The sequence below is a fragment of the Mesorhizobium sp. A623 genome, assembly GCF_054489405.1.
Genome location: NZ_JBTMXB010000032.1, coordinates 32975 through 50840, shown reverse-complemented (window position 1 = coordinate 50840; position 17866 = coordinate 32975). Strand labels below are relative to the sequence as shown.

At 59.3% G+C, this 17866-nt stretch carries 16 protein-coding genes and 1 pseudogene; 6 read left to right on the top strand and 11 right to left on the bottom strand.

All coding sequences use genetic code 11. The annotated features are described in order from the left end of the window. Positions 1-171: 171 nt before the first annotated feature. The 5 genes from ACX3P1_RS22735 to ACX3P1_RS22715 form a co-directional block, all read right to left on the bottom strand. Entirely contained in the window at positions 172-1278 is a 1107-nt protein-coding gene (locus ACX3P1_RS22735; RefSeq protein WP_459081861.1) for a mandelate racemase/muconate lactonizing enzyme family protein, read from the bottom strand. A gap of 19 nt (positions 1279-1297) precedes the next feature. Further along, a complete protein-coding gene (locus ACX3P1_RS22730) occupies positions 1298-2386 on the bottom strand; it encodes an amino acid ABC transporter permease (protein WP_459081860.1) in 1089 nt (362 codons plus the stop codon). After that, positions 2383-3537 carry an amino acid ABC transporter permease gene (locus tag ACX3P1_RS22725; protein ID WP_459081859.1) on the bottom strand — a complete coding sequence of 385 codons (1155 nt, stop codon included), beginning with the start codon at positions 3535-3537 and terminating at the stop codon, positions 2383-2385. Before ACX3P1_RS22725 ends, ACX3P1_RS22730 begins: the two co-directional genes overlap by 4 nt. 85 nt (positions 3538-3622) lie before the next feature. Beyond that, the gene (locus ACX3P1_RS22720; protein ID WP_459081858.1) at positions 3623-4648 is read right to left on the bottom strand and encodes an amino acid ABC transporter substrate-binding protein; all 1026 of its coding nucleotides are present in this window, start codon (positions 4646-4648) and stop codon (positions 3623-3625) included. Between the two features lie 40 nt (positions 4649-4688). Then, a complete protein-coding gene (locus ACX3P1_RS22715) occupies positions 4689-5981 on the bottom strand; it encodes an aminotransferase-like domain-containing protein (RefSeq protein WP_459081857.1) in 1293 nt (430 codons plus the stop codon). 480 nt (positions 5982-6461) lie between these two features. Between ACX3P1_RS22715 and ACX3P1_RS22710 the strand changes: the two genes are divergently transcribed. Then, the gene (locus ACX3P1_RS22710) at positions 6462-7385 is read left to right on the top strand and encodes a 2-hydroxyacid dehydrogenase (protein ID WP_459081856.1); all 924 of its coding nucleotides are present in this window, start codon (positions 6462-6464) and stop codon (positions 7383-7385) included. 11 nt (positions 7386-7396) lie between these two features. Here the strand turns inward: ACX3P1_RS22710 and ACX3P1_RS22705 are convergent, their stop codons facing one another. The 5 genes from ACX3P1_RS22705 to ACX3P1_RS22685 all read right to left on the bottom strand — a co-directional run bounded on the left by ACX3P1_RS22705 (position 7397) and on the right by ACX3P1_RS22685 (position 12651). Further along, positions 7397-8140, bottom strand: coding sequence for a GntR family transcriptional regulator (locus tag ACX3P1_RS22705; RefSeq protein WP_459081855.1), 744 nt, complete (start codon positions 8138-8140; stop codon positions 7397-7399). A gap of 129 nt (positions 8141-8269) precedes the next feature. Then, a complete protein-coding gene (locus ACX3P1_RS22700; protein ID WP_459081854.1) occupies positions 8270-10330 on the bottom strand; it encodes a 3-hydroxyacyl-CoA dehydrogenase NAD-binding domain-containing protein in 2061 nt (686 codons plus the stop codon). A gap of 29 nt (positions 10331-10359) precedes the next feature. Beyond that, a complete protein-coding gene (locus tag ACX3P1_RS22695; protein WP_459081853.1) occupies positions 10360-11124 on the bottom strand; it encodes an enoyl-CoA hydratase-related protein in 765 nt (254 codons plus the stop codon). Positions 11125-11147: 23 nt separating this feature from the next. After that, positions 11148-11777 carry a fumarate hydratase C-terminal domain-containing protein gene (locus ACX3P1_RS22690; RefSeq protein WP_459081852.1) on the bottom strand — a complete coding sequence of 210 codons (630 nt, stop codon included), beginning with the start codon at positions 11775-11777 and terminating at the stop codon, positions 11148-11150. Positions 11778-11781: 4 nt separating this feature from the next. Continuing rightward, positions 11782-12651, bottom strand: coding sequence for a fumarate hydratase (locus ACX3P1_RS22685; RefSeq protein ID WP_459081851.1), 870 nt, complete (start codon positions 12649-12651; stop codon positions 11782-11784). 157 nt (positions 12652-12808) lie between these two features. On the opposite strand from ACX3P1_RS22685, the gene ACX3P1_RS22680 reads away from it, so the two are divergent. From ACX3P1_RS22680 to ACX3P1_RS22660, 5 genes and pseudogenes are all read left to right on the top strand, one after another. Further along, on the top strand, positions 12809-13621 hold the full coding sequence (locus tag ACX3P1_RS22680) for an alpha/beta fold hydrolase (RefSeq protein ID WP_459081850.1): 813 nt from the start codon (positions 12809-12811) through the stop codon (positions 13619-13621). Between the two features lie 27 nt (positions 13622-13648). Beyond that, on the top strand, positions 13649-14380 hold the full coding sequence (locus ACX3P1_RS22675; RefSeq protein WP_459081849.1) for a glutathione S-transferase family protein: 732 nt from the start codon (positions 13649-13651) through the stop codon (positions 14378-14380). Then, positions 14374-15612 (top strand): CaiB/BaiF CoA transferase family protein, encoded by a 1239-nt coding sequence (locus ACX3P1_RS22670; RefSeq protein ID WP_459081848.1) that lies wholly within the window; start codon positions 14374-14376, stop codon positions 15610-15612. Before ACX3P1_RS22675 ends, ACX3P1_RS22670 begins: the two co-directional genes overlap by 7 nt. Positions 15613-15620: 8 nt before the next feature. After that, positions 15621-16256 carry a carboxymuconolactone decarboxylase family protein gene (locus ACX3P1_RS22665; protein WP_459081847.1) on the top strand — a complete coding sequence of 212 codons (636 nt, stop codon included), beginning with the start codon at positions 15621-15623 and terminating at the stop codon, positions 16254-16256. 40 nt (positions 16257-16296) lie between these two features. Further along, positions 16297-16436: pseudogene (locus tag ACX3P1_RS22660) on the top strand (GFA family protein); the annotation flags it as partial. A gap of 17 nt (positions 16437-16453) precedes the next feature. Here the strand turns inward: ACX3P1_RS22660 and ACX3P1_RS22655 are convergent. Beyond that, on the bottom strand, positions 16454-17617 hold the full coding sequence (locus tag ACX3P1_RS22655) for a TIGR03364 family FAD-dependent oxidoreductase (protein ID WP_459081846.1): 1164 nt from the start codon (positions 17615-17617) through the stop codon (positions 16454-16456). Positions 17618-17866: the final 249 nt, after the last annotated feature.

Sequence of the window (17866 nt, the reverse complement as noted above, 5' to 3'; positions counted from 1 at the left end):
CCGGAACAGAGCGCCCGGAGAGCACACTTCCAGGGCATCAGAGCAGAACGGTTCTTGTCAAATACATCCGTCAGGTATTGGCTTTGCCGGATGCTGATGTGGACTGCACCCGGATAGGCAGACAACTCCCAGCCACACGCCGCAGCTTCGGCTGTCACATACGCTGCCCGGTTACCTGTCGCCGATGCCGCATTTACGGCGCACGCCAGAACCGATCGCATCGGTTATCTCCAGCATGCCGCCGGTTGTCTCCAAGCCTTCATAAGGATCGTTCAGGAAGTGTTCGAACTCGGCGAATTCAAGCGGATAGGAAAGACGCGGCAGGCTGACTGAGAGATGTGCCGACTGCGCCGCAATGAGCCGAGGGCCGAAGGCGGTGCCCACCCGATAGCGGCGGCCGGCTACTTCGCAAAGGCGTGCGGCAGTCTGGACGTTGCGCAGCCCACCGAGCCGCATGACCTTGAGATTGAAGCCATCGCAGGCGTTCATTTTGATGAGGTCGAGGATGTCCTTCAGCGATCGCGCACATTCGTCGCCTTCAATGATGACTTGGCTCCGGTCCGTCAGGAACTTCAGGCCATCCCAATCGTGCGCCTTCACCGGCTGCTCGATGAGATCGACGCCGTATTTTTCCAGAGCCAGCATGACGGGCAGGAAATCCTTGGGGCCATAAGCCTGGTTGGCGTCGACGGAAAGGCCGACCCCGGGGCCAACCTGCTGACGCACCATCTCCACGCGCTTGACGGCCATATCGCCATCGGCGTCGATCTTGAGCTTCAGGCTGCGATACCCCTGCGCGGCCAGTTTACGGGCATCGTCAGCCATGGCTTCGGGTGATTTGAGCGGTAAGATACGCTGCAGTGGAAGCGCGCCGTGCCGGCGTCCGCCAAACAGGACATAGAGCGGTACCTCGAGCAGTCTCGCGACCAGATCGTGCAGGGCGCAGTCGAATCCGGCCTTGGTGGCGTCATGCTCGTGGATGGTTCGGCCCATGACATCGAGCAGTGCTTCGATATTGAAGGGATTTTTCCCCACGAGGGCTTCGCCTATCGCGTGAGCCGCGGCCTCCGATCCTGCAAGCGTGTCCGCGTAAAATCCCATTGCCTCGACATGGCCTTCACCCACCGTGCCATTTTCGGAAGTGAGGCTAACGATCAACCCGTCAAGGGCTGCGATCGTGCCCTTGGAGTTGGTCCAGTCGGGGTCCTCCTGCGGCTGTATGCACCTTTCAATCCGGTAGGAGGCTATTCTGGCGAGGTGTCTGGAGGGTGTCGTCATCTGGTAGTTGCCCGATCCGTCAGGTTGAGTGTCCAGCTTGAAACTGCTTTTCGAGACGCCTGCTCATCCGCGACATGCCGTTGCAGAAGATGAAGTAGAATACAGCGGCGAAAACATAGCCTTCCAGTTCCATCCCGATCCATTTGCTGTCGTTTACGGCGGCATTGATCATGCCGAGAATGTCGAAGAGGCCGATAACGATCACCAGTGAGGTATCCTTGAAGATCGCAATATAGGTGTTGACGATTCCGGGCACGGAAACGCGCAGAGCCTGGGGTAGAACGACGAGAAGATTGACTTTCCACATCGACAAGCCAAGCGATTTTGCCGCCTCGGTCTGGCCGTTGGGAATCGTCTGCAGGCCGCCCCGAACCACCTCCGCCATGTAGGCGGAAGCGAACAAGGCCACGCCGACGACCGCCCTCAGCAATTTGTCGACGGTCACCTGGGTGGGCAGGAAAAGGGGCAACAAAACGGAGGCCATGAACAGTACCGAAATGAGCGGTACTGCGCGCATGCATTCAATGAACGAGATCGAAAGCCATTTGACGACCGGCATTTGCGAGCGACGGCCGAGAGCCAGCAAGGTGCCCAGGGGTAGCGAAACGGAAATGGCGACAGAGGCAATTACGAGGGTGAGCGTGATCCCTCCCCATTTCGGTGTGCTGACAATTTCAAGCCCGAACCCGCCATACAGAAGAAAGAAGCCGAGAAAGGGAAAGATCAGGATCAGAAACACCGCGACATGCTGCTTGAAGGGTAGGCGCGGAATGATCAGATCAAGGGCGCACAAGGCGGCGATCGCCGCAAGCAGGTTTATCCGCCAGACCTGATCCTGGGGATAAAAGCCGTAGAGAAACTGGTTGAAGCGCGCCGCGATGAAAGGCCAGCAGGCACCGTTGCGAGCGCAATCCCCGGCCGAGTTACCCGTCCATGTGGCATTGATGAAAGCCCATAGGACGACGTGATAGGTCACGTAGGCCAGAACTGCAAAGGATCCCAGGGTCAACAGGACATGAAGGGGAGACTTGACCAAGTTCTCCTTGATCCAGGTTCGCTTCGAATTTACCGGGCGCGGTCGTTCCATATACTCCGGTAGCGCCGTCATCGGCTCGCTCCGGCGAGCGCGATTTTGGCATTGTACCAGTTCATGAAGCCGGAGGTGAGCAGGCTGATTGCGAGGTAGAACAAAAGGGTAATGAAGATGATCTCAATGGCTTGGCCTGTCTGATTGAGCGACGTGCCTGCGAACACGGACACAATGTCCGGGTAGGCGATGGCTACGCCAAGGGAGGAATTTTTGATCAGATTGAGATACTGGCTCGTCAGGGGTGGAACGATCATGCGCAGCGCCTGGGGAACGATCACGAGCCGCATGGTCTGGCGTCGGGTCAGGCCGAGGCTCAGCGCGGCCTCGCTTTGCCCCTTCGCGACCGCCATAACGGCGCCGCGCACGATTTCCGCGATAAAGGCGGAGCTGTAGAGCGTCAGCCCCATCAGCAGCGCGACAAACTCCGGCGGAAGCCACAGGCCTCCCTTGAAATTGAATCCCGTCAGGTTTGGTATGCTCCACTTGATCGGGTTCTTCACAACAAGGGCGGTTAGGATGACGATGGCCAGGAAGAGGCCGAACCCGAGCAAGTTCGCGTGCGAGATCTGCCGACCGGTTTGCCCCTGCCTTCGCATGGCCATTTTCGTAAGACCAAGCCACAGCAGCGCGCCGACGATTACCGCCGCCACCAGCCAGATCGTGGTAGCGGTCACAATCGGCTTTGGAATGTTAAGGCCGCGAACATGCAGGAAGGCTACGTCAAAGACGGACCAACTCTGCCGCTGACTTGGCAACGAGGCGAGAGCGACGGTGTACCAGAATAGCAATTGCAAGATGAGCGGGATATTCCGCACGATTTCGATATAGCTTCGGCACAGTTTCTGCAAAGGCCAGTTGCCCGACAGTTGCGCCATTCCAATGGCGAACCCGAGTATCGTGGACATAAGGATGCCAATAGCTGAGACGGCCAGCGTGTTGGCGATGCCGACCAGGAGGACGCGTCCATAAGTCGAAACGCCAACCGTATATGGAACGAGCGCGAATGAGATGTCGAATCCTGCAACCTTGCCAAGGAAGCTGAAGCCAGACGCCAGTCCGAGATGCGCGAGATTGATCACGGCGTTATGGACGAAGTACAAGGCAGCCAGAATTACGATCAGCAGGATCACTGTCTGGATGAGGATGGAACGAGAGCGCGCTGTATTCATGATATGACGACAAACCTCACGGACGATGGCATTCCATCAAATCCATCGCTGGCAAGAGATGGAATGCAATCGCGAGGTTCGACTTTTATTTAGCCGGCGGCGCGTACATCAGACCGCCGTCGCGGTAGAGCGCGTTTAATCCGCGGGTCAGACCGATGGGCGACTTCTTGCCCAGATTGCGGTCAAACGATTCAGCGTAATTGCCCACCTTGAGAATGATGTTGTACGCCCAATCCTGCGACACTCCGAGATCTTCACCAAGCGAATCCTCGACCCCCAGCAGGCGGCGGACGTTGGGATTAGTGGATTTTTCCTTCTGTTCGGCGACATTGTCACTGGTCAAGCCGAATTCTTCACCGAGAAGCATTGCGTAAAAGCTCCAGCGCACGACATCGGTCCACTGGCTGTCGCCCTGCCTGACTGCGATGGCCAGCGGCTCCTTTGAGATGGTCTGGGGCAGGAGCACATGGTCGGCGGGGTTTTCCATCTGGCTGCGGCGGATCGCGATCTGCGAAAGGTCGCCCGTCATGACATCGCAGCGCCGGCTGTCGTAAGCTTTGCGGATTTCATCGCTCTTGTCGAAAACGACAGAGGTATATTTCATGCCATGGGTCTGGAAATAATCGGCAAGGTTCAACTCGGTGGTAGCACCCGTACGGGCGCAAATGGTGGCGCCGTCGAGTTCCTTGAGGCTTGAGACCCCGAGATCTTTGTGCACCATGTTGCCCTGACCGTCGTAATAGTTGATCGCGGCAAAATCCAATCCGAGCTTGGTGTCGCGGCTCAGCGTCCACGATGTCGTGCGCGGCAACATGTCGACTTCGCTGGATTGCAGAGCGGTAAAGCGGTCCTTGCTGTTGAGCGACACATATTCGACCTTGCTGGGATCGCCAAAAATGGCGGCTGCCGTCGCTCGGCAGGCGTCGACGTCAAATCCTACCCATTGACCGGCGTCGTTCGGCGCGGAAAAGCCGACGAGACCCTCACTCACGCCGCATTTTATGAATCCGCGCTCCTTGACGGTGTCGAGCAATCCCGCGCTTGCTGGTGCCGCTCCAGCCGCCATCAGCGACAACGCGCCGAGGGCCATCATCCATTTCCTGCCGTTCATATTATCCTCCCAGTCGGTTTTTATTGGTTGTGCTTAGCCTTCATACTAAAGCCGCGTCGCTCGACACGACCATCGATAGCGCATTTGAAAGCCGGCGAATTCCGTCCTCGATCTGCGCGGGATCGTTCAGTGAATAGGAGAGGCGGATCGTGTTTTCACCGCCACCGTTGGCATGGAACGAGGCGCCCGGCACATAGAGGACCTTCGACTGCTCAAAGACCTGCATCTGGATCGCCGTCGCATCAATCTCGGCAGGCAATGTCAGCCAGACGAACATTCCACCTGCCGGCCTGGTCCATTCAATGCCACGCGGCATGTATCCAGAAAGCGCGTCCAGCATCGCATCGCGCTTGAGGCGGTAGGCCTGCGTAAGCGTTTCGCCCCGAGTGTCGAAAATCTTTTGTGCGACGTCATGGACGATCATCTGGTTCAGGCACCCCGAATTGAGGTCGGAGGCCTGCTTGATCGCGACCAGTTTGGAGATCACCTGGGTCGGAGCTGCGATCCATCCGACCCGCAAACCGGGCATGAGAGATTTGGAGAAAGTGCCGAGATAGAGGACGTCGGGACGCTGGGGGTGAGATTTTGCAAGCCGCAGCAGCGAAGGCATCGGTTCGCCCGAGATCTGTAACTGTTCGTAGGCCTGGTCTTCGATGAGAGGTGTCCGATATCGTGCCGCGAGATCCAGAACCGCCAGCCTGTCTTCCATCGAAAGGCTCTGTCCTGTGGGATTGCCGTAGTCAGGCATGAGGTAAAGAAATTTGGCGCCTTGCTTCAGGGCGTTTTCAAGAGCGCTGATGTCGATCGCGGAGGGGGAGGCCGAAACGGACGCGATCTCAGGTGCAAACAATGAAAACGCCTGTAGGGCGCCGACATAGGTCGGGTTGGCGACAACAATCCGGTCCCCGGCATCCAAAAAGGTTTTCCCGACGAACTCAAGCGCCTGCTGGGACCCGCTTGTGATGATGATTTCATCGAAGCTGGTCTGAGCATGCTTTGCGGACAACTCGCGTGCCAGAAATTCTCGAAGCGGAAGATATCCTTCCGAGGGGCCGTATTGTAGCGCTTGCTGCCGACGCTTGGGATCGGCAAGAATAGCGCCCGCCGCCGCGGCGACTTCGTCTGCCGGAAAGAACTGCGGATCGGGGGCGCCGCCGGCGAATGAGATCACGCCTGGTTCGGCGAGATATTTCGCCATTGCGCGAATGGCCGACGGTTGAATTGCCCGGGCGCGCCCGGAAAACAGATCGGTCCAATCGCCTCTCATGATGTGCTCCGGCTCGGCGCCGTTCCGGCTTTGGATGACCGCGGCGCTGGCTGTCGCAGGGGCCATGGCTGCATGTGTGCTGTCACCGTTGGGACCGTAAACTGACTAAAAGGACTAAAAGCTAACTATATGAACTTTCGGGCGAAGGCAATCCGAAAAAAATCCGGATACTGCGCTCATTTTGGCGCTGCTGGCATACGTTCGTCTGGATAGCGAAGAAGCCATCGAAGTCGGGGCATCTATATTATGTATTTGATATTGCACAGATATTGTTACGGAGGCCGCAGCCGGAGCCTCGATATTGCCCCGCAATCTTCAGAGCTGATGTGCCATCATCCAAAGCAATTGAAGTCTGGACAGGAGCGCAATAAGCCATATAGTCATTCTTATGGCCTATGGTGTCGTGGCGATTGACGCGAAAGAGACGTCACCTGCTACCGCGAGCCGGGCGGGGCGGGTCATTTCAAGTCGGCCTATGGGTCAACAACATCGACGGCGCAACGGCAGCGTCCGCTGCTCTTTCATGGTCAAGCTGTTCGGATTGTCATGCTAGCCACAAAATCGAAACTCCTCGTACTTGCAAAACTGCCTCCCGATCTCACTGAAGCTTTAGGCGCGTGTCACGATCTCGTATCTGCCGGAGATCGAGCCGATGCGGACCAATGCACGATAGCCGTCACCACCGCGATGCGCGGTCTCACAGCCGTTGATCTCGAACAATTCCCCGGCATTGGGCTTGTACTGTCACAGGGCGTTGGACGGGACAAACTCGATCTCGAAGCAGCGTCGGCGCGCGGCGTCCGGGTATCGATTACGCCAGACATCCTGACGGAGGACGTGGCGGATTTCGCCATCGGGCTCATGTACGCCATCGCCCGTCGAATTGCCGAGGCGGACCGGTTCGTCCGCGCTGGCCACTGGTTGAAAGTGCGGATCCCGGTCTCGACCAGTCTAGACCGCAAGCGCCTTGGAATCATCGGTATGGGCAAGATTGGCCGGTCCATCGCCCGGCGGGGAAAGGGGCTCGGCATGACGGTCGGTTACACGAACCGTAGCCGAAAGGACGATCTCGACTACCGTTACCATGACGATCCGGCAGCATTGGCGGCGGACAGCGACATTTTGATCCTGGCGTGTTCGGGAGGCCCGGAGACGCACCACATATGCGATGCGGGCGTTCTGGAAGCACTCGGCCCGACGGGCTTCGTGATCAATATCGCGCGTGGATCGGTGATCGACGAGGCGGCCCTTCTCGATGCACTCCAAGCCGATCGCATTGCCGGCGCGGCGCTCGACGTCTTCGCCTCGGAGCCAGATCTCGATCCGCGCTTTGCCGCGCTGGACAATGTTGTGCTGACCCCACATTCCGCCTCTCTCACCCGCGAGGTCCGTACAAAGCTGATTGGCTGCATGATCAAGGAGATTGAAGCGCACGAGGCAGGCAACCCGCTCAGCTACGCGATTGTCTGACGCAGGTTTGCCTATTTCAGCTTTAGATCGAAGCGCACGACGTCGCCGCGATAAATGCCTTCCGCGACGAGCACTGTAACGCCTTCGCTGTCCACGACTCGGCGGTGCACAAAGGCAACCGGCGCATTGAGCGGCATGCTCAGCGATTGAGCTATATCCATGTCGGCCGTACCGATCGTCATGGTTTGCCGGGCGTCGGTGATCTCGAGACCCTCAATGTCGTGGATCAGGCGCAACGCGGTCTTTGTCTTGACGTCCTCGAGCGAGATCAAATCCCGCAGTCTTTCATCAATGTAAATGTCGGTAATGAGGAAGGCGGCGTTCTTGCGCCAATGCCGCCGGCGGAGATGGCGATAACTCGGTGCCAGGGTGCCGATCTGATAGGCGACGCTTTGGAGTTCGACATCGCGTTCTTCAGACAGGATCTCGATACGGGCATCGTCGCTCGGACGCAGCAAACCCGACCAGTCTGTCCCTACCGAGCACCAAAGTTCCTCCAGAGGGCTGCGCCGGACGAAAGTACCCTTGGCGCGGTAGCGCTCGATCAGCTTCTCCTGCTCAAGGATATCGAGAGCTTGGCGAATCGTGGCACGGGCCACGCCGCACTCGTTGGCCAGGTCGTCGACGGTCGGAATCTGACTGCCCAACGGCCAGTGGCCCGACTCGATACGGCGGCGAAAGAAAGTCGCAAGCTGGATATACCGTGCAATCGCGCTACGGGAAAAATCCATCCTCGGCTTCGGTTTTTCATCCATGACGGTTACCGGGGCGCTCCTGTTATGCCTATGGGCTAGCTTAAGTTCTTTTTCAACCCCTGTCATGCAGCGCCCAACATCGCTGATGCCATGCCACCCTTTCGGATTCGACCGGTTCCATACCCTAAATTACAGACGCGCGCGTTTGAATCCCGGGCCTGCGGCGGCAGCTGCGGCGGCGATCATGGCCTCCAGCGTGGTCGGGTCCTGCCGCATGGCCCAGTAAAGCGGACCACCCCGACAGGCCGGGAAACCGAAGCCATGGACCATCACGACGTCGATGTCACTGGACGTAAAGGCGATCTTCTCGGCAAGAGCGTGCTTGGCCTCGTTAACGAGCGCGCCAAGGGCGCGAGCACGGATTTCGCTTGGCGCAAGCGGCTGCGCCACAATGCCTTTCTCGCAACGATAGGTGTGGATGAGTTTATCGATGGCGGGATCCGATCGCGGCGTGGAGCCGTCGGGATAGGCATACCAGCCCGCGCCCGTTTTGCGACCGAAGCGGCCGACCTCGCAGAGCAGATCGGGCAATTCGACATATCGCTCATGCGGGTCGCGCTTTGACGCCAAGTGTTTGCGACGGGCCCAGGCGATATCCAATCCCGACAAATCGCCCACTTTGAATGGTCCCATGGCGAATCCGAATTCCTCCATTGCCGCGTCGACCTCTTCGGGAGCGGCCCCATCCTCGACCAGCAACTCGCAATGCTGACGATAGGCCGCATAGATGCGATTGCCGATGAAACCTTCGCCCGGCTTGGCCAGAACCGGGATCTTGCCAAGCCGTCGCACGAGCCGAAACACCCCGGCAAGCGAATCAGCTCCGCTTCGGGGTGTTCTCACCACCTCCACCAGGCGCATGATTTGTGCCGGATTGAAGAAGTGCAAACCTATCATGTCGGTCGGCCTGCCTGTCGCTGCCGCGATTTCGCCGATATCGAGATACGACGTGTTGGTGGCAAGGATCGCGCCAGGCTTGGCGATAGCCGCCAGTTCGGCGAACAGACGCTGCTTGGCTCCCAGGTCCTCCACGATTGCCTCGATCACGAGATCCGCGTCGGACAGCGCGCCAAGACTTGTGGAAACGGTAATCCGCCTCAGGTGACCCACGGCGTCGGAAGCTTCCATCCGACCACGCTTTACCGTTGCGTCGAGAAGGGTGCAGATGCGCTTGCGCGCTGCATCGCCTGCCGCTTCGTCATGCTCGACAAGCGTCACCGGATACCCGGCTGCAAGAAATGCCACGGCGATGCCCGCGCCCATCGAACCGCCGCCGACGAGACCGATCTTTTCGATATTCCGGGGCTTTGCCGGGTAAGCATCGAAAGCATCGCGCGTCGCGCGCTCGGCAAAGAACCCGTAGCGCAACGCCTTTGCCTCCGGGCTCTGCCGCAACTGATTGAATGCGTCCCGTTCGCGCTTGAGCGCTTCCTGCGCATCGAGCGTGGCCGCATTCTTGATCATCTCGATGGCCATAGCGGTCGCCGGGGTGCCACCAGACTTCAAAAGTGCCGAGCGCTCGGCCTTTCTTATTGTCTCGTCCGGTTCCAGCGGCAGGGCCATCTGCAAGACGAGCCGTTTGCCGGCCAGTTCGCGTGCCAACGACATCGCCGCAGCGAGCAAATTTTCCTGAACCAGGAGATCGATCATGCCCAGCTTGTGGGCTTGATCGGCTGTTACGCGCCGACCGGTTGCAATCAGTTCGATCGCGCGCGCAATGCCGACGAGGCGTGGAAGTCGCTGGGTCCCCCCGGCTCCGGGCAGGATACCGAGCTTAACCTCGGGTAGGCCGACGATTGCTGTCGAATCGGCGATGCGGGCATCACAGGCAAGGGCAATCTCGTATCCGCCGCCCAGCGCAGCGCCGCTTATGGCGGCGACAACGGGGAAGGGCGCTTTTTCTATCGCCTCGATCACCGCCGGCATTTCCGGCTGGGCGAGGGGGCCCTCGAATTCCCTGAGATCGGAGCCGGAAATGAAATTGCGCCCGGCCCCGATAAGAACGAGACCCAAGGCCTTGTGATCCGCTGCTTCGCGAAGAGCCGCCATAATGCCGCGGCGCATGGCTACGGTGCTTGTATTGACCGGCGGGCTGTCGATCACCGCAAGCGCTATGTTGTCGCGAAACTCCAGGCGGACAACTGGCGGGTCAATCGGGCGTCCACTGTCTTCTTCGGCGTATTCGGGCATGCTGTACAAGTCCTGGCTGCGAGGGTGGCTTACCGCCCGACAAAAGCCGGCGCTCGCTTTTCGATCACAGCGCGCGTGGCTTCGCGCGCGTCTTCGGACATCATCAAACGGGTGCTGTAGGTCTGCTCGAGGGCGTAGCCCTCGTCGACAGACATGAATTCCACCCGGTTGAGCGATTCCTTGCCGAGCCGCAGGCCGAGCGGCGCCTTAGCTGCGACGACAGCAGCCAGTTCGTCGGCCGTGGCCTGAAGGCGGTCGCCGGATACGACGTCGCTGACCAAACCCACGCGCCAGGCTTCGTGGGCATCGATCGGTTGCCCCGTGAAGATCATCCGGCGAAGCGTGGATTGAGGGATCAGGCGGCCAAGATGCGCAGCGCCGCCACAACGCCCTACATTGATTTCGGGAAGGCCGAATTTGGCGGTTTCGGAAGCGATCCGGATGTCGCAAACGGAGGCGAGCACGCAACCCGCCCCGAGCGCCGGTCCGTTGACCGCAGCGATCACCGGCACGGCAGCGTTGCGGACTGCGGAGAACATGCGCCGGACGATTTTCGCGCGCGCCGGATCTTCTTTTGGCGTCGCGGCGAGGAACTCGTGCAGGTCGAGCCCGGCGCAGAAAGCCCGCTCGCCGCGCGCGGTCAGGATGATGCAGTTGATTTCGTCCCATTCCGAGGCCTGCTCGAAGAGGTCACCGATTTCGTCGTAGATCGCGATGGTCAAAGCGTTGACCGGGGGACGATCGAGCCAGATGCGGGCCACGCCGTTTGATTTTTCAATTTTGATCGCGGCCATGGCGGCGCTCCGTTAAACAGAAATCAGGGGTTGGATGACTGCGCCCGCGCGCGGGCGAGATTTTCGAGAATTTCCGCCCTCCGGGCTTCAGCGTTGCGGCTCAGATTGTCGTAGAGGCTGTTGCCATGAGCATCGATGGCGACGGTGAGCGGTCCAAGCCGGCTCACTTCGAGTACGGCGATGCGATAATGGGAAATCATGTCCGGCCATGCGACGTCGACGACACCGCGGATCGCATCGGAAAGTATGGGACACCCGCCGCCCAGGAAGGAAAGATAGACGCCGCCGACCTCACGAAGGGCCGCCGCGCTTTTGTGGTCGAGCCCTCCCTTGCCTCCCACGCATGAAAGGTTGAGCGAGCGGATGATGCGCGGCATTACCGAATTGAACCGGGTGCTGGTCGTCGGATTCATGTAGACAACTTCCATTTGCCCATTCGTTTCCCTGCTGAAGCTGCCGAGATGGAAAAAGGCGGCTCGTTCGAGGTCGACGGGAAGCGGTTGGCCCCGGTCCAGGTAATCGATGATCCGCTCATGGGTGGGGATACCGGCGGTCGCTGCGATCCGGCCGTTGACATAGATCATTTCGCCGAGCTTCAGCTCGCGCGCGATTTCAGCAGTCATTGGCAGGGCTACGGTTCGATGCTCAGCCATGAGGCTATTCCAGCCGCTCAACCGTGCCGTCGCTGTAAAGACGGGCGCGGGTACGTCGATTGATCCAGCAGTTGAAGCTCACGGCAACCGGCGTAAAGCCGTGCCCGGCAGCATAATTGATATGCACGCCGAGAACGGTCGTCTTGCCGCCGGTTCCCATCGGACCAAAGCCTGTGGCATTGATGGCGTCGGTCAGGCGCTCCTCCATGGCGGCCAGGATGGGCTCTTCGTTGGTGCCGCCCAGCGGGCGCAGCGTCGCCTCTTTCGACATCTTTGCGCAGTAATCGAAAGTTCCGCCAATTCCCACGCCCATGATGACGGGTGGGCAATGCTGGGACCCAGCCTTGATGGCGGTGTCGAGGATGAAGGTCTCGATCGTTTCGAGATCCGGAAAGGTAAACAGTTCCATCGCTGCCCAGCGGCCGGAACCGAGCGCCTTGGGCGAGCATACGAATTCGATATAGTCGGCCCCGCCGATGAGATCGAAGGTAACGATCGGCATATCCTTGCCGTAATAGCCGCGCTCAAGCGTCAGCGGATTGGTGACATGCTTCAGAAGCGGCGGGTCGATCGTTTCGACAAGATGGTTGAAGCCTTCCCTGATAGCGCCCCTGATGTCGGCACCCCAATCGGCCTTGGTGCCTATGCGCACGAAATAGACGGGTATACCGGAATCGGAACATACATAGCGGCTCTGGTCCTCGGCCATATGCGCGCTCTGGAGCATCATGTTTAATGTGCGTCGCGCGGTTTCCGACTCCTCGCGATCGCGCGCCGCGGTCAAGGCGGCTTTGGTGTCGTCGGGCACTTTGCGCAGCGCCCACCAATAAAGATCCTGTGCGAGCCGGCTGACATCCGCGTCCGAAATCGGCATTGAAACTCCTTCCCGCACACCGCCGCTGAAACAATTCAAGGCACGCATCGCTTGATTAGGTCATAAATATGGATTATTGACTTGATGTCAATTCGCAAAGTAATGCCGATAGCGCGATGCTCGGCCATGCCGAACCTTGGATGGGAATTCGCGATCCATGAATGCAACAGTTTCGGTGCCGGTCAACGGGCTTGCCATCAGCACCTCGGTTTATCGGGCGAACCGGGAAGCTCCATGGCTGGTATTCAGCAACTCGCTGATGACCGACATGCGTATCTGGTCACGGCAAGTCGACCGGTTCAAGAAGGATTATCAAATCCTGTGCTACGATCAGCGTGGCCACGGCGGCACGCCCCCGCACGGCAACAGCGCCCACATGGACGATTTGGCCGGCGATGTACTGGGTCTGCTCGATCATTTCGATATCGGCCGCTGCACTTTCATCGGCGTTTCCATGGGCGTGCCGACCGGCCTTGCCCTCTATCGCAAGGCGCCTGAGCGGATTGCGCGATTGGTGCTGAGCGATGGCCAGGCCAGGACCGCCCCCGGGGGGGCTCAAGTCTGGGAGGAGCGTTTGCAACAAGCGTTTGCCATAGGGCTTTGCTCCCATGCGCAAGACACCCTCGGTCGCTGGCTTGGCCAGACGTTCCGTTCCGCGCATCCCGAACTTGTTGCCGAGTATGTGCACATGATGCAATCGACAAGCCCGGACGGCTTCCAGGCGGGGGTGCGGGCGCTACAGAATTTTGATTATTCGGAAACGCTGGCCCGACTGGCGCTTCCGGTATTGCTCGTCGTAGGGGCCAATGACGGCAACCTGCCGGCAGTCATGCAAGCGATGTCCAAAACGATCGCCGGATCGCGGTTTGTTGCGATTCCCGACGCAGGTCATCTGCCGCCGGTCGAGCAGCCGGATCGGTTCAACGACGAATTGGATCGCTTCCTTCAAGGTTCAAACAATGCGACATAAGGACATTAGTCCATATGATTGACACTAATGGGCATCCACTCTACGCTCGCGCCAACGGCAACACCGCAAAAGAGTCGGAGTCTCGCATTGAAACTGCATTGGTCGCCGCGCTCGCCTTTCGTCCGAAAGGTCATGATTGTCCTTAACGAAACCGGCCAGGTCGACGATGTCGACTATATTCGCACGATCGTAACGGCGACGACAGCGCCCAATCCCGATCTTCTGTTGGACAATCCACTTTGCCAGATTCCTACCCTGATGCTGGACGATGGTTCGACATTGTACGATTCTGCAGTAATTTGTGAGTTTTTCGACGAACGCGCCGTCCGTGCCGGCCTTTTCCCGCCGTCCGGCCCGATGCGCTTCAAGCAACTCCGCTGGCAAAGCATCGGTGACGGGCTGAGCAGATTGCTGCAGGTCTACCGTAACGAGGCTTTGCGCGAAGAAGGCGGCAACGCCGTCTGGATTTCCGCCTATCGAACGAAGATCCAGGCCTGTCTGCAACGGATCGAAGCCGAAGTCCTGGATCTCGAAGACACACCCTTCGGTATCGGACATATCGCACTCATTTGCGGTCTCGGCCAACTTGACTTTCGTTTCGGGCATACGGGATGGCAAGCGCGCTTTCCCAAGGCTGCGGCCTGGTATCAGGCCATGTGCGGCCGCCCCTCGGTGGTGGCGACTGAAGTCGACGACGACAGCATGGCAACGGTCGGGTCGTCGCCCTTCGCCCAAGCCAAGGTCCCGCTGGAATGGTAGCGAAGACAGAACGCTCCGGTCCCCTTGCTCATATCAAGGTGCTTGATCTCAGCCGCATCATGGCCGGTCCTTGGTCAACCCAGATACTGGCCGATCTCGGCGCGGACGTCATCAAGGTCGAACGGCTGGGACAAGGAGACGATACTCGCAAATGGGGTCCCCCTTATCTGAAGGACAAGGAAGGCCTGCCCACGGCTGAATCCGGATATTACCTTTGTGTCAACCGCGGCAAACGTTCAATCGAACTCGACATCGCGACGGCGCAAGGCCAGGAAGTCGTTAGAGCGCTTGCCGGCCGATCCGACATCGTCCTTGAGAATTTCAAGGTTGGAGCGCTGGACCGCTACGGGCTCGGTGCCAGCGATCTGCGCGCACTCAATCCGCGGCTCATCTATTGCTCGATCACGGGCTTCGGCAAGACAGGCCCGCGGGCCGAACATGCAGCCTACGACTTCATGATCCAGGCGATGGGTGGAATCATGAGCGTCACCGGCGAGCGGGACGGCATGCCAGGCGGCGGGCCGCAGAAGGTCGGCGTGCCGATCGTCGACATCATGACAGGCATGTATGCCGCAATTTCGGTTCTTGCCGCCCTGGCGCGGCGGGATCGGACCGGCCGCGGCGACACGATCGATATCGGCATGCTCGATGTGCAAGTCGCCTTTCTTGCCAACCAGGCGATGAATTACCTGGTTTCGGGAAAAACGCCTTCCCGGCACGGCAACAAGCATCCCAATATCCAGCCTCAGGACGTCTTTCCCGTTCGTGACGGACACATCGTGATTGCCGTGGGCAATGACGGGCAGTTCGCGGCTTTCGCTGCTGCGCTGGGGCGGCCGGAATTGGCGAGCGACCCACGTTTCTCCCTTAATGCGGAACGGGTCAGAAACCTCGATAGCCTGCATCCCCTGATTTCGGAAATCCTTGCCACGCGCGACATTGCCGACTGGATAAAAGCGCTGGAAGCCGCCGGTGTCCCCTGTGGCCCGATCAACACGATCCCGATGGCGTTCGCCGACGAGCAGGTGCGGCATCGGCAGATGCTGCGCGAGTTGCCACACCCGCTGTCCGGCACCGTGCCGCAGGTCGTCAGCCCGCTGCGTTTCGAGGAAGCGTCGATGGCATTTGAAACGCCACCGCCTCTGCTTGGGCAGCACACCGCGGAAATCCTGCGCGAACTCGGCCTGGATCAGGCCGCCGCTGCCGAAACGAACAAACGTAGCCGGAGATGAAGCCCGCCATGGTGAACACGGGAAGCGGAGATGCACGGATACCCCTGCCTCATCCAAGCTCCATGAGTCCGGCGCAGCAAGCTGTTTTCGACGCGGTCGTCAGCGGTCCAAGAGGCACGCTGATCGGGCCGCTCCGGGCCGCATTGTACAACCCAGAACTGGCCGACCGCTGGCAGCGGTTGGGGGAAATCCTCCGCTACCGGACCAGTCTGCCGCCGCGCGTTAGCGAATTAGCCATTCTTGTCACCGCGCGTCGCTGGAATAGTGATCTCGAGTGGATCGTCCACGCGCGTGCCGCACGCGAAGCGGGTTTGCCCGAATACACGATCGACGCAATCCGGCTGGGCGAACCCCCTCGGCTCGACACCGACGAGGATGCGTGTGTCTATGCCTTTGCACGGGAGATGCAAATGTCGGGCATTGTCTCGAGCGAGACTTATGACCGCGTCCTGCAACACTGGAAGGAAGTCGGCGTCGTCGAACTTACGGCAGTCATCGGATATTACACGATGGTTTCGATGACGCTCAACGCTCACTGGATCAGCCTGCCCCATAGCGAGGAGGCCCGACTGAGCAGCGAACCTTCCAAGGATCACACCGTTCTTACCGAGCTGCCTCAGGCTGCCGCCATACCAGCTGCCTGAGAGATGGAAGGGAGGGGCAAACATTCCGGTGCCGTGAGGCGTGAATCCGGACGCCCAATGCGCCTGCGGCGCTTTTAAACTGACGTTAGCGAGCCATCACAATTGACTGCGCTATGTCACTGTTTCGCTTGCCAGAGAAGAACTGGTGCGCCGTTCAGCGCCAATGCGTTCTACTCGGTTGTCCTCGCAAAAGATTTCTATGTAGCGCCTTGTCTGCTTCTGGCCCTTGTCCGAGATAAGGATCCGAAGAGCCCATCGATCGTTTCTTCGGCAATACCGAAACAGGTTGATGCCCCGCATCCGCTGGTCACAACGACAAGTCGCACGGCGTCCGACGGTGTATCAGTCAGGCGCCAATTGCCCGACGCGGACGCATAGGTGCCGGTCCAACGCTCCTGGACCATGCGGCCCGGAAGGTCGAGCACGCGGTCGAGCTCCGAAAGCATCAGTTCGTCAACCGCGGAGGACGCGAAAGGATCGGGCGTGGGCGCATAATGATGGCTGTCACCTACCACCAGCGATCCGTCAGCGGATTGCGCTATGACTAGGTGGATGCCGTTTTCTCGATGCAGGGGCATGTCCTTGTCGAGCCGGGCCGACAGCGCCGCCATTTCCGGCAGATGAGCGTAGCCAGCCGATCGGCCAACGCTGAGATCGGACAACACGGTTGTCATCAGCTTGACGGGTTTTTCAGGCATGACTCGCAACATCTGCAGTTTGCAGCGGGTAAGTCCGTAGGCCGAGAGCCGCTCGGAATACAGACCCGTGAAATCATCGCCCGGACAAACCACTGCTGCTTCGGCTTCGATGATATTTCGAGTGGTTATGACGCGCGGTGGCTCCACTGCGACCACGCTTTCACCCCACAAAAAGGTGACGTCATGCCATTCGGCGAGAAAGCGAGCCAGCAGCGCGACCGCCGTTCGCGATTCTACCCGGATTTCATGAGGGCTGTAGAGCGCACAGGCCAACGGCCCGGTACGCAGGCATGGAACGTGCGAAGACGCCTCCGCGGCCGTGATCCGCCGGCACTGCTGTCCCGCCTCCGTCTTCAGGAACGCGTCGATGACAGCTTCGGATTCAGGCAAATGCGCTGCGATCAGCATACCGCGCTGCAGCATTTCAATGTTTGCGGGTCCAACAATTTCGTTCCAGATGTCACGAGTGCGCATCGCCATGTTCCAGCAATCGCCGGCTGCTTGCCCTGTGACGGTAACGAATCCAAAATTGCGGACCGATGCTCCGTTAGCCTGCGTATCGCGGTCGATTACGATGACCCGCTTGCCCGCCTTTGCCGCCACATAGGCATGAGCGAGGCCCAGAATCCCCGCCCCGACCACCGCTAGGTCGTAACTCGCCATGCTGTTTCCCGATTAGAGCTAGTTAAGGGCTTGCCGCGTATGGCTTCAGCACACAACACGCGGAGCTGTCTGTGATCCCATGGAAAGGATACTGGCATAGAAGACTAGTAATCCATCACCGCCGGTATATCAGTACGGCTGCCTCCAAAACCCAATGGTCACACGATAACAGTCCGCGGAGGCCAAGCGAGCGAGCGCCAAGGTTGGCTATTATAGCCTAGCACATTTTCGCTCACCATAATCGGCTTA